Origin of the sequence: Sphingomonas oligophenolica (assembly GCF_039522915.1) — a bacterium.
In the GTDB taxonomy this organism is placed as follows: Bacteria; Pseudomonadota; Alphaproteobacteria; order Sphingomonadales; family Sphingomonadaceae; genus Sphingomonas; species Sphingomonas oligophenolica.
Window position 1 is genome coordinate 113,174 of the sequence record NZ_BAAAEH010000059.1, and the last position, 15,719, is coordinate 128,892.

Here is a 15,719-nt window from a genome sequence, read left to right on the forward strand (position 1 = left end):
GAGTGAGTGATGAGCATCCTCCACCATGACCCAGCCGATGGCGACCCGGTCACGGACCTGCCGGGCTTTCGACACGGCTTCGCCGCCGTCAACGGAACACGGCTGCATTACGTGCAGGGCGGGGCAGGGCCCGCAGTCCTGCTCCTCCATGGCTGGCCGTTCACCTGGGAGGAATGGCGTCCGGTGATGCCGCTCCTCGCTCAGGCCGGGCGCACCGTGATCGCCCCGGACCTGCGCGGGATGGGGCTCTCGGCCAAGCCTGACAAGGATTACGCCAAAAGCGACTATCTGAAACGCAATGTCGCCAAGGACGTCCATGAACTCCTGGTCTCGTTGAATCACGACACTGTCGACCTGATGGGGGTCGATATCGGCATGATGGTCGCCTTTGCCTATGCGGCCCGATACCCGACCCATGTCGGGCACGCGGTGTTGGGCGAGGGTCTGTTGCCGGGATTTGGCCTCGAGGAGCATATGAACCCGGCGACGGGGGGCTATTGGCATTTCGGATTCCACGCCCAGGTGGAAATCGCCACCATGCTCACCGAGGGAAAGGAAGCCGCGTATCTGGGACCGATGTGGAAGATGATGTCCGCCTCCCCCGCCGCCCAGCAGTCCAATGAAGGGCGCTTCTTGCCCCATTATTCCGCGCGTGGCGGCATGCGGGGTGGCTTTGCCCATTACGCGACGTTGATCGGCGACGACGGGCGCGAGAACCGGGACCATTTCAGGCAGAAGCTCGCCATGCCGGTGCTGGTCCTTAACGGTGAGAAAGGCCTGCCGCTGAAGGCCACCGTTGACAGTGTGCGCCGCGTGGCGGACAGGATTGAGGAGGATATCGTGCCGGGCGCGGCCCATACCCTGGCTCAGGACAACCCGGCGTGGCTTGCCGAGCGGCTGAACCGCTTCTTCCAAAGCTAGGTGGTCCGGAGGATGCCCATGCTAAATGAACCCAGGCCGGTTGCCGTGGTGGCGGGCGTCGGCCCGGGAAATGGCCTGGCTCTGGCGCGCCGGTTCGCGGCGGGCGGGTATCAGGTTGCGATCCTCGGGCGTGAGCAGGCCAAGCTCGAGGCGGCGAGCGCGGAGGTCGCAGGCGTCGAGGGTTATGTCTGTGATGTCACGGACCCCATAGCGGTAGCCCGCACCTTCTCTGCGATCAAAGAAGCGTTGGGCGAGACGGATGTCCTCCTGTTCAACGCCGGCTCGGGGGTGTTCAAATCAGTCGAGGAGATCTCGCCGGAAGACTTCGAGAGCGCCTGGCGTGTGAACGCCTATGGTGCCTTGCTGTGCTCTCAAGCCGTTCTGCCCGCCATGAAGGCAAGAGGTTCGGGGGCGATCATCTTCACCGGCGCGACCGCATCCCTTCGCGGTGGCAAGGCCACGGCCGCGTTTGCGCCCGCCAAGGCGGCACAGCGCAGCCTGGCCCAGTCGATGGCGCGCGCGATGTGGCCGAAGGGGATCCATGTCGCGGTGATCATCGTCGACGGGGCTGTCGATTTGCCGCGCACGCGTGCGGCGATGCCGGACAAGGCCGCCGACTTCTTCGTCGCACCGGCTGGCGTTGCCGAAACGGCGTGGTTCCTCGTCCACCAGGATCGCCGCGCATGGAGCTTTGAGGTCGAAGCACGTCCGTTCGGCGAGACATGGTGATCCGAGATCAAGACAAAGGGTACGCGACAGACCGAATTCGAAGCCTTTCCTTGGCCATGAATTCCCGGCTCGCGCGCGATGTTGAAATGGCTGCAGCTGGCGATCGCGACGCCTTGGTGCGGATGGTCGCGCCCGCATTGGGCAAGACCCGGCCTCCCTCGTTTCGGTGGAGGCGACAGCAGGGCCCGGCGTGGTCTCGCGGCACGACCTCCATGACGCACAAACAGGGTGACCGGCCGCGTGCGACGCTGCATTAGGGCGGGATGATTTCGACCGGGGGGCTCAACTTGAACGTGCGGGAAGCGGGGCCGCCCGATGGCCCGCTGCTGATCCTGCTGCACGGATTTCCGGAATCGTCGCGCGCCTGGCGCAAGATCCTGCGACCACTCGGGGAGCGGGGATTCCACGTTATCGCCCCCGACATGCGTGGCTATGGGAGCAGCGATGTTCCGGAGGGGATCGACGCTTATTGTCTCGATCTTCTTGTCGCCGATGTGATCGGACTCGCTGACGCATCCGGCGCGCCGACCTTCACCCTGGCCGGGCATGACTGGGGCGGAATCGTCGCCTGGGCTGTCGCGGCGCGGCACTCCGACCGGGTGCACCGCCTGGTGATCCTCAACGCGCCGCACCCCGACACGATGCGCCAGGAGATGCGGCGTCATCCGGCGCAGCTGCTGCGCAGCTGGTATGCCGGCTTCTTCCAGATCCCGCGCCTGCCGGAAAGGCTGCTCTCGGCCTTTGGCTACCGGGCGTTGCGTCGCTCGCTCTTGCAGACGTCGCGGCCCGGTTCATTCGATCCGGGCGAGATCGCCGCCTATGTCGAGGAATGGGCGCGCCCCGGACGGCTGACCGCGATGGTGAACTATTACCGCGCCTTGCGGATACCCCGCGCGCCCCTTGGCCGGATCACGGTCCCGACCTTGATCCTGTGGGGCATGAAGGACCGTTTCCTGGGGGCTCATCTCGCAACTGCGGCGGCCGGGATGTGTGACGACGCCCGGATCGTTCGTTTTGCCCAGGACACGCATTGGCTGCAGCATGAAAATCCGCGGCAGGTCGTGGTCGAGATCGCTGGCTTCGCCCAGAAGGCAGATTGAGCGCGACGCGGGGCCCGCCCGCCCGACAAGGCTGACCGGTGTGATCGGCGGCTGGCTGGCGGTCCCATGTTTCCGGACGTGACCGAAGATCAGGTCGCGGACGGACGCTCTGTGGTGCCGTTCATGAGCTTCGACGGTCCTGCCGCCTCGGTGACGCGCAGGCGTCAGGACGTCGACTGAATATGGGAAAGAGTTCGTCCGAGCGGCGCACACCACAGGTCGCTCTTGCGGATCGTGTCGAGGATGGCGCGATGATCCTCAATCCGTGTGTCTCCGGGCTTTCCGATCTCCTCGACAAGACCGTGAAACACCAGGATCGCCCAATGACCCCGATCGATTGCGCGCTGGAGATAGGCCTTCACCGCAGCTGGATCAGGCGCATCATAGCCCACCGCCAAAGCGTGCAATCGATAGGCCGTAGCCCGGCACCGCCGCGGATCGTTCGGGGCGCCTTCGCTGGTCCGCGCCGCGACGATGCCTGCGCTCTTGAGGAGCCGGGCGTAGCGGCCTGCCTCGGCGTTTGGCGATCCCGGACCGAGATTCGTGACGTCGCACGGATAGGCATAGCCCCGGAAACGGGAAGGGCCGGCGACCGCGTCGAGATAGTCTTCCATGGGACGGACTTCGCGCGCGATGAAGTCTTGCGGGCGAAAGCGCCGCAGGTCGCAGGGATGATCGATCGTGTGATCAGCGATCTCATGGCCGCGCGCGGCGGCGGCCCGCCATTCGGCATCGCGGGGCGGGATTTCGTTTCCGGTGACGAAAAAGGTGCCGCGCATGCCGCCTGCCTCGAGCTGGGGCATCGCGTAATCGAGCTGGCTCGGCAAACCATCGTCATAGGTCAGGCTGACCGCGCCGCTCTTCCCATCCGGCCAGCGGAAACGCCCTGGCACCCCGGCGCTCCGTGTCGCTGAGACCAGGGCCGCGGCCGCCAGCCCGCGGCTACCGGAAACGAGAAATTGACGCCGTCCAACACGCATGGGCGGACGATATACAAGATGTCGCTGGCATCGAAGCGCGTGACGCGCGGTCGCGTCCTTTCTTTCGGTCGCATCCGCCCGGCCCTGAAACATGCGCGGTGGCTGGCTTCGCAGGCTAGTTTGCCGAACTTGACCATGGATCGCTTGTCCCATCATCGACCTCTCAACTGGGAGCACCCGTCTTCCGAAGGGAGCGATTGTCTCGGACGATGGGGCCACGTTCAGCCTGGGGATCATGACCGCCACGGCGGCCTGTGCTCCCCACACCCCTTTGGCGTTAGGCGGCGGCGGGGCAGGGCTCTTTTCGGTGCGTTCCGCCACGGAGCGCGACGGTCTCGCCGTGATGAGCGCCTGCCTCGATAGACCGCTCCGCTACCGCCAGCGTGACGATTGCTAAAAGCGCAATCCTCCGCGCATACTTCGCACTTGCAGCAAATGATGCTGCGTCGCACAACAATCCTGCCTTTCAGGCATCCTCTCCTAAACTTTCCAAGGCCGGCCCTTTCGGGGGCTGGCTCTTTTTTTGTCGGCGTGTCGAGGCGCAGCGTCAACCGGGCGACGGCAGCGAGCGCTGATCGCGGAAGACGCGGCTGCTGGCCAGACGGAAATCGAGTCCATTGGAGATCGCGACTGAGGCGAAGTGGCGTCGCAAATCACGGACCCATTCACCAGGTCAATTCAGTCGATGCCATGCCATGGTTCGGGTGCGTTCCCTTGGCATGTTCTGTCCGTGCACCAGGGCATGGGCAAGCGCATGCGCGGCAATCAGTTCGGCCTGCTCGCGGGCTGTTCCATGCGCAGAATTGTCATCCGTCGGCTCGGGGGCTCCTGTCGACGTGGAAGGTCCAGAATGCGTCACTCTGGCTATCTCGCATTCATCACCTGATCGGCATGGCCGCGAGAGGCGAGAGCAAGTGGGCTGGAGATGGCGATGACCGATATCCCGAACCCGGAAACCGATTTCCTGCTGCGGCGCGCGGAGCAAGAAGCGATCCTTGCTATCCGCACCAATCATGCGGACGCGGCAGCGCCTGCGTGCCCGACCAGATCCTCTATAATGTGACCCAGGCCCGGAGCGCAAACTGCTGCCCTGGCTTGCAGATCACCGCATGGGCGCGATGGCCTATAGCCCCGTGGAGCAGGGCAGGCCGGTGCGCAACAACGCGCTGTCCGTCATTGCTTCGGAGCTGGGCCTGACGCCGGCGCAGGTCGCGCTCGCCTGGACGCTGCGCCAGCCGCACATGATCGTGATCCCGAAAGCCGGGAGCATCGCCCATCTCCGCGAAAACCGCGCAGCCCCCGACACCAGCCTTCTTCGTCGGCGATTTAACGCTGCACGCGCCAGGCCGGGCGAGGTTCGTCGTCGCCGGATCGCGGCAGCGGCCACGGGAGCGAAGTCGGAGCCTCGACGCTTCTCTATTGCGGCCAGGCAAAATCCTGGACTGAGATATCCCGCTTGAAGTCCGGCATTACCCACTCATCATAGCAGAGCTCGATCCATCTTTCGGCGTGACCGAACAGCATGGGGTTTTTCTCAAGCGGTTCGTTCGATATATAGGCCTCTTCCATGCCATGCCGGATCAGCCAACAGGTAGAGATGACAGCCGCTGCGAGGTCGGCGTCGTATAGCCTATGGCGAATTAGATAGTAGATGCAGGATTGCAGATAGACTATTTGCCGGAGATAGATTTTTTCCCCGCGGAATTTTTTCCTGTAGCTATCCTCGCAAACTAATCTCGAAAACAGCGCCATGGATACCGCGACGGTGGTAAAAGCGCCCGCATGCTTCTCACCTCCGCAAATGGGGCGAATGCCGTTCCTAAAATAAGGGGCGCTTACCTCGCGCAACAATTCCGCGATGTCCTTAACCAGTATGCCCCCTGACCAGTTTTCGATAAATTTTCGAAAGGGAAGAGTCGTCAAAGGCTTGTTGTATTCGTTTTCCAAATTAACCATCGGTGGCAGCATCAGTAGAGTATAGAAAATAGCAAAAAGACGTATTATCCTTTTCTCATCAAACTCTTCAGTGCATTGATAGTCAAATGACAGAAGGCGCTGAACAATTTCTTCGACGTTGTAATCGGCGTGACCGCATTTAACTAGCCTTTCTTTTAGGTGCGCTATCGTAACTTCGAGCATGATCCAGCCGCGGCTGGTCTCGTCCGATTTGAATCCTGCCAGATGGAGACAAGTCGACTGCGCCACCAGCAATGGAAAATCGTCAATCATCGCAGCGAAATCGGCTCGGCAGGAGGTGCAGGTTGACCGATGATGCCGTGCGGGGGCGGCGTAACTATCGATCCAGATCACAGCGTCGATCGCGGAAGACACCGATGTGCGTAGCCACTCCAGGGTCTCGCTCTTGGAAACATTCAGAATATTTGCCTTTTTCCAAGGCAGTTCGTTATAAAATCTCTTGTGCGCAATGGGGGCCAACTGGAATCGCCGATCGATCAGATCTTCAATCTCACTATAGAGAATCTGTTCGTCGTTCGCAGCCAAGATCAGCTCGTCAACATCGTGCAGGAGCTTCCACCACTTCTTGAGCAGTGCAAATTTCGCGCCGCCTTCGTCGGGTGATTCCGGCGCAAGCCAGCGATGCGATATGAAGAAATAATCGTCTTCCCGCGTGAGCGGAATATCTTCGACGCACTCCGTCATCGGCCACCGACCCATTTCGATCAGGTCGGCAAATTTGATGAAGCGCCCTTTGATGGTCGATCTCCCTCGGCTTAGTCGTTGACGAAAGATGTAAGACATCCTTACTGCAGCGCAGCAAGACCTCTGCCCGCGAAAAAGAATAGCGCGCAGGAGAAGGTGCGGAAGATATGAACCACCCGATCGTCGGTCGTGCGCGCCAATCAGATTGCGCGCGTGATCGGGTCCGCAAAGGTCGCGGCATGACCTCCTCGAGTATGCCAAACGCCGCCTTCAACGCCGCGCGGGCGGCGATGAGGTAGCGATCGACCGCGATACCCGCTTGCTCGAACGCTTCGATCAATTGCCCGGCGAAATCCAGATCCGCCGGATGCGCGAGACGCGCAACATGCTTTCGGTCCTTCATCGACCTGGTAGTTTTGCCGCGAGCCGTTTGGTGAGCGCTACGACCGGCTCGACAAGGGTCATCAGGTCACCGGTCGGGGTGCCCAGCTTTTTGAGAAGAGCACGCCCCTCTGCATCGAGTTCGGGCATAAACAAATCAGGATTGCCCTCGACCTCCTGCCACAATGTCCGGGCCATCGCGCCGGTCGCGCCGATCGGCAACACAACCAGGGCATGCTCCCTGGCGATCTCGAATTCGCGGCGGATGCCGGCCGACTCGACAATATTCTTGCCGTCGCGCTGGTTGCCGAAAAGGAACAGGGCGGTCCCGGCCCGCCCGATAATGTCGTGGCGGTACTGATCCCATAAGCGGTCCCGCTCCGCTGCGTCCGCGATAGCCCGCGGAAATGGCCGAACGATGAGCGAGTCCTCCAGATGCGTGCCGGCTCGCATCGCCTCCTCCGCCGCACCGGTAAAAAGCGCATTGCCGACACCCCGCCCAAGGCCGGTCGCGACCTTGATGCCTTCGTGTACCAGCGCCGCACCAAGCGCGCGCATGAAATTCTGGACTGCCTCTTCGCCCCACGGGCCGAAATCGGCCGCGCTTGAGGAGACGAAGAGGGTTTGCCGGCGATAGCGCCGCTCGAGTTCGCTCAGCAGATCGGTAATTTCCGAATAGTCGTCAATCAGGACCGCCTTGACATTGAAGCGCTGCAGGTCGCGCAGGACCAGCTCCTGGCGCACGCGCGCATAGGCGAAGCTATCATCGTCCTCGTCCGGCAAACGGGCCCGCCTGCGAAATATCGCAAAATGCCGGCGCTGGTTCTCGGCAAACATCTGGCGGACGCGCGACAACACATAGTCGAGATTTGGATCGGTGAAACTGAACCCGACGAACAGAAAGGTTCGGGAGACGAGGTCACCCGCCAGGGCGTTGAGAAATGCGGCACCCTTTTTGGGATAACATTCGAAATCGTCGCGCGTGACGATTGCCTCGTTCGGCCGATCGACATCGCCGTGCATTTTGTAAACAATCGCGTCGCGCCGCGGCCGGGTGTCAGCGAGCTGCACGACAGCTGTCTTTACATCCACCACCTTGCCATTTTCGCGCAGGGCCTTTTCGATCAGCTTGTCGTAGTTCGTCGTCCACCAGATGGCGATCGGCAAACGGGCGAGAAGCCGATGGTTCAGTGTCGGCGGGTTGTCCGCGGACAATGCCTCGATTACCGCGCGGTGCAGCCGGTGTCGGTTGTTGCCGCTCGCATTGACGTGAAACTGCGCCACGGAGACCAGATCCGACTCGCGGTCGATATCGAGGTCGAGCTCGTCGGCGAGTGGCCGTAACAATTCCTTCCAGTCGACAAAGCCTGCCGGCACGGAAAGGCCGGCACCAGCGAAAACCGCTGCGTTCCCGGCAACCATTTCCCTGAAATAATCGTCCAGAAACTGAATAGCTTCGCGAGAAAACGCCTTTCGAGACATGACGCCTGCCTTTTCGTCTTCGAGTCGACCCAGGGCTGTAATTTGACCTCGCCCCGACACGCCAGCCCCACTTTCAGCGCCAGGCGGAGATGATAGATGGTTCGGTCTCCCCGCCTGAGCCACTGCCCGGGACACAATCAGACTACAACGCGCCGATCACATTAACCATGGCGCTTTCCTCTCATCCGATTTGCCTTAGATTGCGATGTCGGTCGCCTCAGCAGCGAAAAAGGGGAGAGAAATGCCTCGCGTGTTCCTCAGCTATGCGCGCGCCGATCTCGAGATTGCGACGCGTGTTTACGACGCGCTCAGCCTTACGCCGAACATCGAACTGTGGTTCGATCATGCCTCGCTTTTCATTGGTGAGTTGTACAAGCCGATTATCGAGGAGGAGATTGCTCATGCTGACTATGTGGTCGCATTACTGTCATCCTCCTATGATCCGCTGAAATTCCAACACTTCGAGCTGTGCAAAGCAATGGAGGAGCAGCGGCGGAGGCTCGCTGCCGGCATCACCGACGTCTTTGTCCTGCCCGTCTATCTGGAGCCTGTACGCGTGAATATCCACGGCTTCGATGACCTGCATCGCATCGATTGGAACGATAATCCGCGCGCGGTGCTGGGCGCGCTGCGCACCACACTCCTGCACAAATTTCTCACCCGGGAGGCAGCAGAGCGCCGGATACTCTGTCAAGTACACATCGCGCAGTTTCGCGGGATTGCGCGCAATGCCTATTTCCTTAAAGTCGCCAATGTCGCGATACCGCCATTTTCCATCACCCATACTTGGATCGATGTGTTCGACCGGGAACTTTATTTCGAATACCCTGTTAGCCGTCCATTGCCCTCATGGGCACTTTCGCCAGGTATGGAATGGGAAACATTTCTGTTCTGCGAGCATCTCCCGGGATATCCGGAACAGAGCTATTTCGAGAAATTCCGGATCCGGCTTTCAAACGGCGAAGTTTACAGATCCTACAAAAACAACAATGTTGCGGCTTACGGGAAGGTAGGAGGTGGACCGCTTGCCCCAAGCGAGCCGCCCAAGATGCTGCAACTAGGATATCACGACCAGGATTCAGGCGCGGAACGTTGAGGCCGGTTCTCATCTCAATTCGATACTGAGAGCGCCTCGGATCAGATAGACGCCGAGTTGGTCCAGTGTGAGCTGGATCACCTGATAGTCACACTAAAAGGTCCGATTGTTGGAATCCGCTTCCAGAAGGGCTTCCTTGATCACCAAGATCCTTCCTAGTTCCCCGGTAAAAAGAGAGTATATCAGAAATTGTGCAGGGCGAATCAGGCATCGATTGAGGACCACCATCAGAGCGCAAAGTTTCTCGGGCAGTTCTAAAATGAGCGGAGGGAAATATGGGTTTGGTCAATGAGAATGGCGATTTGGCACCTCCTCCCGCAATGCCGATCATCCACACTGTAGTGCTGCGGCCTCCGGCACCGATAGAGCGGCCACGCACGCCGAGGCAGGAGGTCGATTGGCGAGCCGAGGCGTTGCGCCTGCTACGCGCAGAGATTTGCCGGCAAGCCCCGCCGCCAACCGCTTCATACTGGAACGATAATTTGACCTGGATTGGTTGTGTTGACGCGACTTTGGACAAGTCCGCGGGGCCGGGCGATTTTGTCAGGCTGACCTTCAAGGTCACGACCAAAGAAGACTCTGACGATATTTGGAAATATTACGAAGCTCGAAAATCGGAGATCGTTTCTGCAGTAAGGTCGGCGCTGCCCGAAGGAAATGTCAGAATTACGGACATTAAAATCGAGAAAGGTAGCGTTACTCTAATAATCTTGATCCAGATAACAATAGGCTTGGTTGGTATTATCATAGCCATACTTGGAAATTATGACAATATTGAGCGAAATTTCAAGAGGGCGATGCCGCTGTTGAAGCAGTATGCGATTGACACCACTAATTCATTTAAAAGGTTGTTTGGTGCATTTAAGTATGGGCTCGGCCTTGCATAAGGAGCCAGTCAGAAACATCGCGCGCGCAGTCGCGCGCAGCGGCCCTTGCTGCCATACACGCTGCAGTCCAAAATCGAAGAAACCGCTATCGACGTGACCGAATAGGCGATCGGCGAAGCCCAACGTTCATGGGCGCTGGACTTTCGCCTGCACCCTTGAGCCGACCATACCATGAGCATCTTGTGCTCACGGCGTAAGGTTTGCGTTGAGCGCTTGCTGAGCTCTTTCAACGGCTGCGCCATATCCGATCAAATCGGCATGCTCGATTGCCCGGCGCAGCAGATACTCGCCGGCGGGATCTCCGGACAGCAACATCAGCCGTCCCATAATCACCCTGAGACCGATGCGACGAAGCACGGCACCACTGCGCAACGCGACGATCATGGCGCGCGCCGTGAGTTGCATCGCGCGCTCGTAGTTCTTGCGATCCTCGTCGATGGCAATCAGCCCGAGCAGGGCTTCCAGTTCGACGCGCAACAGTCCAGTGGCCTCGCCATAGGCGAGCGCTTTGGTTGCGATACGCTCTTGCTCACCGCTCTTTTCCGGCGGCATGCGACGGACAAGCCGCGCGCGCCATAAGAGGTCGATCTGCCGCCCGGCCTCTGCGGCCAAGACGGCCCGCTGCACATCGTTGTCGCACTTCACAGGCTCCTGGAGCACGCGCCACAAGGTCGCTCGACGGATCAGGAAGAGGCCAAGCGCTCGCTGCTGCTCGGACACCTGCAATTCGTCGATGCTCTCGGTGTAAAGGTTGCGTGCCAGCGTCGCATGACCTTTAAGGTGAGCCACTAGGCCCCGATATCCGGTGACGAGCGGCGCGATAAGCTTGCGCTCGCTGTCCACCCCGTGACCAAGCTGTTCGTGAATCCGCTTCAGCAGAACTTCCGCGTCGCGGAGTCGCCCTCTTTCAATGAGGAGGAGCGTTCGATTAACGTCGATCCTGCTAAAATTGTGAAAGGGACCGTCCCGGTTTTCCGCTCCCTTGTACAGGCGATTCGCCTCTCGCGCGTTGTTAAGGCTGAACTCGGCTTCGTACAAATCCCCCTGCAGCATCGCGACGACGCCCCGTTCATTGTGGAGCCAGACGATCTCCGCGCCAAACAGAGGTGGTTGGGCGGGCTCGTCAATGCAAAGCTTTTTGAAGGCCGCGCCCAGCCGTCGGGATGCTGCCTTGGCGCTCGCCCCTTTCATCTCCTTGGTGAGCTTGCCATTCAGATCCTTGAAATTCCTCTCGACATTCTGCCATTCGCGAATCCGGATGAAAACATCCTGGATCCGGCGCTTGTGCGCCTCGAATTCAGGCAGGCGGCCGGGATTGCCACTGTCGGCGACGGAATCGGTCGTCACGAGCGAGGACGCGGAAAAGAAACTGCGGACAAGGTTCGCAGCCGCCCGCAATCCGGATCCGGAAGGGCCAATCCGCAACAGGATGATCCGTTCGATCTGGCGGATCAGTTCCCATGCTTGATGGCCTTCAGCGCTCAGGGGCGAGCCATTTTCATGGGCGGCCTCCTGAAGCTTCCCGAGCTCCGATGCTATGGGGTCAATGATCCGCTGATCTTTCCAGCAGCTCCGGAAATGGCCGATCAGTTGGCGCAGTTCGGCCTGGATGTCGGCATCGGGCACCATCACATCGAGTGGAAGCGACGCGGCGAGGGTCAAGCTGAAGCTGTTTGCGAGCGGGCCGTCGCCTAGGGGAACGCCGAGCCTGTCGCGCATGAAGCGCAGCACTGCGCGGTGGAGCGCAAAGCGCACGGTTGCGATCTCACCGGTTGGATGGCTCGCAATCTCATGTGCCAATCCGAAAGTGACCAGGCTGTGCAATGCCGCACTGATCTTGGGCCGACGGTCGGCGGCGACCACATTCTGCTTGTCGAGCAGCTTGCGGATCCGAGGCGCGTGGACAAGAATATCGGCTTCGATCGGAGCTCCGACAAGCGCGAGAATATCGAGAACCGCCAGTTCGAGTGCCGCCTGGCGACTCCTGTCGATGCCGGGTGGTACCGATGTGATGCCGAGTGCTGTCCAGTGATCCAGGACGAGCGTAAGAAGCTCCGCGTTGATCCTCTGAATATCAAGCGGCTGGCGGTCTGGATGGCTCTTGTGCAGCATGCCCAGCCGCCGCCGCACATCCTCGAACTCAAGCCACGTCTTCGATTGGGTGTCGATGAGCCAGGTCTTGATTTTACGATCGAGGCACGCATGAAATCCCACCTGCCAGCTCGCGGGCGGCAGTTCATATTGCCCGGGCTTCAGCGCCGGGCTGAACCCTGCCAGCGTCGCAGCCACCCGGGGATGCGTGATGATCAGGAGGTCGATTTCGGGCGATTGGCGCTTGACCAGTATCTCAAGCAATTTGAGGAAGTCTGCCGAGATGGGGTTGCCGTCATTGTCGAACAGCCGTTCGACGCCGATGAGGCATATCAACGCGCGCTTCCCGACCTTCGTTTTCTGGGAAAGCAGGTTGTTAAGGTCCGCAAGCCGGTCTTCGCGGCGTGGGCCCTTCCCGAAAACTTTTGAGACGAACATGATCAGCGTCGACAGCACCGAGTCGATTTCGATGCCGAAGTTCAAGTGGATCGTCAGCTCGCCGAATTCGTAATTCGAGGGAGGAATTTCTTCCTGTATGCGACGCAAGAAATTACCCTTACCGCTGCCGGCACCGCCCTCAACGACGACTGTGCGCGCGTCGCCGGGCGCAGACAGGTTGCGCATCACTCTGGCGATCAATCCGTCGGCATGCCTGTGGGTTGCGACATGGTGCGGCCGGTGCCGAAACCATCTCAGGTCTCCGCCATCTGTAAGGATGCGCGGCTTGATCTCCTGTCGCAGATCCGTTGTAACCGACAGCAACTCAGCGGACAGCTTCTCGATTTCGATTTCAAGTGCTGCGCTGTAAAGTTTGGAGCGCAGCCGCTCGAGAAAATCGACGGCACCGTCGGCGAAGCGCGGCAGTCGCTCAGGCTCCGCGGCGGGCAGACCGAGCCTTGTCGAGAGATCGGCCCCGGACAGTGGCAGGAGGGTGATCAGCCAATCCCACGTTCCGGCATCGCCGGCGATTGGCCTCAAAATACCCAGGTTGCTGGCGGACTTGCATTTGAACTTCGCGTCTGCAGTACTCGACAGACCTTCCTTTCGGAGTACTTTAGCTCTCTCAATGGCCAGATCGAGCTGATACAGATGGTCGGGCAAACTGAGGTCTTTGCCGCGCCGCGGGTGCCCGTAATGGAGGAGATGTAGCCCGTAGAGCTGGTAGCGCGCGGCCTGCTCCCGCCAGCCCTTGAGAGCGCTGGTGCCCTTTCCGCTGAGCTTGGGTAACGGCATGAGCGCAAAGGCAGGGTTGTCGGGCGCGATACGACCATCGCTGACCATCTGGCGAAATGCGCGGGTGATCTCCGCTTCGTTCAGGCCGATGCCGACAAAGAGGATGGGATTGCCTAGTAGCGTCACGTCCAGTGCCCGCTCGAGGGATTCTCGACCTTGGCCCGCGCGCCGGTAAAAGCGATTATAGTCGTCGTCCCGCGCGACAAGATCTTCGGGGTGATCCGCCCTACCATGAAGATGGACGATATGGGCGCTGCGATCGGGGGAGTTCAGGCCGAATTCGAACAGCCGTGCCGCGGAGCCGGGGCGATAGATATCGCTGGCCACGAAATTGCCGTCTGGCAGCCGCCGCATCAGGCTGTGCGATACCTGACCGCCGATCAGTCGGGCATCGCGCTCGACCTCGCCCTCCTTTTCAGCCAGCTCAATGTCATAGCCACGGCCGAACTGATCGCGCAGGTCCGGGATCATCGCGAGGTTCTCGAGTTCGAAATCATAATTCAGCGTCAGGAACCTCCTGATCCCAAGCTGACTTCGAATCTTCCGGAGCGGGTCGATAATTGGACGGGTGGGTCCCTCCGGCACCTGATCTCCGGCGGCTTCGGCCGCCAGCCTGGCAATCTCGAATGCTTTCCTGCGGTCGGCCGGAGACCAGGCGCCGATGAAGGGCGCCAGCCATCCTCTGCGGTCGATCGCGAGCGGGGCCGACCGATCGATGCCCTTGTCTACCAGTTCGGCGACGATCGCGTCGAAGTCCGCTTTCAGGTCAGGTGACACATATTTCGCGATATGGTCGAGACGGTAGAATTGCGCCGCGAACGACTGCACGGCAACTGCGCCAAGAACCTTGTCCTCGAAGGCCCTGACGGCCGAGCGCCGGTCCTGTTCCTGCGCATCGTAGATCACCTCTAGATTCTTCGGGTTCGGTGTTGGTGCGGTCCACACCGATTGATATCGCCGCACAAGAGAGCGTTGAATGGCCAGACTGTCGTCGCGAGCGAGCTTCGCAAAGACCTGGTTCGCCGATCGAAATTCCCGGTCACCAGGGGTGGGATCGATGGCAGATGCCACCGCGAAGGCTTCCTGAGCTAACTCGAGCGCGACATATTTTTCGTTCACGTCGAGATTCTCACCGGGCGCTCTGTAGACGGTCGCGCGCAATAGCCGCCGCATCCGCGTCACGCGTTGCAACTCGATAGACAATAGGGTCCTTGGCGTCCCCCCTCGGGGACCGGTCAGCCGATCGAGTCGGTCGATGGCCTCCTCCAGAATGATGTCGACAGCTTCGTCCCAAGTAACCCCGCCGTAGATCAGAGAAAGACCCGAGCCAATGAACGCGATCGGCCAGCGGCGTGCGACATAGGTCGTCATCAAGGCATTAGTTGCCTTTTCAATCAGCCGGTCTTTTGGCGCCCGATCCTCGTCCTCGCCGATTGAGTAATTTGCCATCCCCGATGCCCCCCAAGGGAGGACACTATAGATTCTCTAATTCAGAGCAACATCAAACGGCGAGAGGGCCGATTAGAGCATTTGGCGATGCTGTCGGACACTTATCACCATTTTGGACAGTGTTTTTCTATGCTTCGCGAAATGACGGTACGCCCAGCATCCGACCAACGATCGGCCGATCCTTCATAATTTGATATCCGCGAGCGATTCAAGCGGAAGAACGATGGGCTGCTGGTCGTCGAGCCCTTCATCCGCCGAGATGCGTGCCAGTGGGTCCTTCGAGGCATAATGTGAAAAGTCATACTCCGTGACAGAAGCCAGATCTGCAATCTTGAGTTGGAACGTCCGATATTCACCAAGGACGAAGCCTTCCAGGGATTCACGTTCCGAGCGCTTATCCAACAGCTTTCGGATCAGTTCACCCTGGCTCAAGAGATACGCTGTCGCATGTATATCGCTGCCGTTCTCGTTCCGCGTCACCACCAGCTTCCAGAATTCCATTGGCACAGTCGCGCCATCGATGACGAGCTCCTCGCCGGGAGCGAGATCAGGCTCAACCGGATCGTCGTCGGGCCCCCGCAGGACCGGGCCTGTGAAGACACAGGCCTGGAAACCCTTGGTTCGTGCGCTGTCGAGGATATAGTGTTGATTTCCACTGAGAGCTGACCCGGGAGGCGCACAATTTCCACTGAGAAGTGACCCATGTTCT

At 60.0% G+C, this 15,719-nt stretch carries 12 protein-coding genes; 7 read left to right on the top strand and 5 right to left on the bottom strand.

Annotated features, from left to right (window positions below; all coding sequences use genetic code 11):
• Positions 1-9 precede the first annotated feature (9 nt).
• The 3 genes from ABD050_RS26010 to ABD050_RS26020 all read left to right on the top strand — a co-directional run bounded on the left by ABD050_RS26010 (position 10) and on the right by ABD050_RS26020 (position 2,750).
• Positions 10-921: an alpha/beta fold hydrolase gene (locus tag ABD050_RS26010; RefSeq protein WP_343892464.1), complete on the top strand. Its 912-nt coding sequence runs from the start codon at positions 10-12 to the stop codon at positions 919-921.
• On the top strand, positions 922-1,650 hold the full coding sequence (locus tag ABD050_RS26015) for an SDR family NAD(P)-dependent oxidoreductase (protein WP_343892465.1): 729 nt from the start codon (positions 922-924) through the stop codon (positions 1,648-1,650).
• Between the two features lie 293 nt (positions 1,651-1,943).
• On the top strand, positions 1,944-2,750 hold the full coding sequence (locus ABD050_RS26020; protein ID WP_343892478.1) for an alpha/beta fold hydrolase: 807 nt from the start codon (positions 1,944-1,946) through the stop codon (positions 2,748-2,750).
• A gap of 164 nt (positions 2,751-2,914) precedes the next feature.
• Here the strand turns inward: ABD050_RS26020 and ABD050_RS26025 are convergent, their stop codons facing one another.
• On the bottom strand, positions 2,915-3,643 hold the full coding sequence (locus ABD050_RS26025; RefSeq protein ID WP_343892466.1) for a polysaccharide deacetylase family protein: 729 nt from the start codon (positions 3,641-3,643) through the stop codon (positions 2,915-2,917).
• 1,018 nt (positions 3,644-4,661) lie between these two features.
• On the opposite strand from ABD050_RS26025, the gene ABD050_RS26030 reads away from it, so the two are divergent.
• Both ABD050_RS26030 and ABD050_RS26035 read left to right on the top strand, forming a co-directional pair.
• Complete coding sequence (locus tag ABD050_RS26030) at positions 4,662-4,793, top strand: hypothetical protein (protein ID WP_343892467.1); 132 nt, start codon at positions 4,662-4,664, stop codon at positions 4,791-4,793.
• Positions 4,794-4,848: 55 nt separating this feature from the next.
• Complete coding sequence (locus tag ABD050_RS26035) at positions 4,849-5,190, top strand: aldo/keto reductase (protein ID WP_343892468.1); 342 nt, start codon at positions 4,849-4,851, stop codon at positions 5,188-5,190.
• Here the strand turns inward: ABD050_RS26035 and ABD050_RS26040 are convergent.
• Positions 5,147-6,490, bottom strand: coding sequence for a hypothetical protein (locus tag ABD050_RS26040; protein ID WP_343892469.1), 1,344 nt, complete (start codon positions 6,488-6,490; stop codon positions 5,147-5,149). The genes ABD050_RS26035 and ABD050_RS26040 overlap by 44 nt on opposite strands.
• A 300-nt stretch (positions 6,491-6,790) precedes the next feature.
• Positions 6,791-8,314 (bottom strand): SIR2 family protein, encoded by a 1,524-nt coding sequence (locus ABD050_RS26045; RefSeq protein WP_343892470.1) that lies wholly within the window; start codon positions 8,312-8,314, stop codon positions 6,791-6,793.
• Positions 8,315-8,495: 181 nt separating this feature from the next.
• Between ABD050_RS26045 and ABD050_RS26050 the strand changes: the two genes are divergently transcribed.
• On the top strand, positions 8,496-9,350 hold the full coding sequence (locus ABD050_RS26050; protein ID WP_343892471.1) for a toll/interleukin-1 receptor domain-containing protein: 855 nt from the start codon (positions 8,496-8,498) through the stop codon (positions 9,348-9,350).
• Between the two features lie 275 nt (positions 9,351-9,625).
• Positions 9,626-10,237 carry a hypothetical protein gene (locus ABD050_RS26055; RefSeq protein ID WP_343892472.1) on the top strand — a complete coding sequence of 204 codons (612 nt, stop codon included), beginning with the start codon at positions 9,626-9,628 and terminating at the stop codon, positions 10,235-10,237.
• Positions 10,238-10,423: 186 nt separating this feature from the next.
• Here ABD050_RS26055 and ABD050_RS26060 read toward each other — a convergent pair whose 3' ends face one another.
• Together ABD050_RS26060 and ABD050_RS26065 are read right to left on the bottom strand one after the other, a co-directional pair.
• Complete coding sequence (locus ABD050_RS26060; protein ID WP_343892473.1) at positions 10,424-15,010, bottom strand: SIR2 family protein; 4,587 nt, start codon at positions 15,008-15,010, stop codon at positions 10,424-10,426.
• A gap of 183 nt (positions 15,011-15,193) precedes the next feature.
• On the bottom strand, positions 15,194-15,719 hold a 526-nt coding region (locus ABD050_RS26065), incomplete at its 5' end, for a DNA/RNA non-specific endonuclease (protein ID WP_343892474.1).

Bases quoted from the DNA above. Each gene is read 5' to 3' on its own strand.
- ABD050_RS26010 (WP_343892464.1), top strand. From the start codon at position 10: ATGAGCATCCTCCACCATGACCCAGCCGATGGCGACCCGGTCACGGAC.
- ABD050_RS26030 (WP_343892467.1), top strand. From the start codon at position 4,662: ATGACCGATATCCCGAACCCGGAAACCGATTTCCTGCTGCGGCGCGCG.
- ABD050_RS26035 (WP_343892468.1), top strand. From the start codon at position 4,849: ATGGCCTATAGCCCCGTGGAGCAGGGCAGGCCGGTGCGCAACAACGCG.
- ABD050_RS26040 (WP_343892469.1), bottom strand. From the start codon at position 6,490: ATGTCTTACATCTTTCGTCAACGACTAAGCCGAGGGAGATCGACCATC.
- ABD050_RS26050 (WP_343892471.1), top strand. From the start codon at position 8,496: ATGCCTCGCGTGTTCCTCAGCTATGCGCGCGCCGATCTCGAGATTGCG.
- ABD050_RS26055 (WP_343892472.1), top strand. From the start codon at position 9,626: ATGGGTTTGGTCAATGAGAATGGCGATTTGGCACCTCCTCCCGCAATG.
- ABD050_RS26060 (WP_343892473.1), bottom strand. From the start codon at position 15,010: ATGGCAAATTACTCAATCGGCGAGGACGAGGATCGGGCGCCAAAAGAC.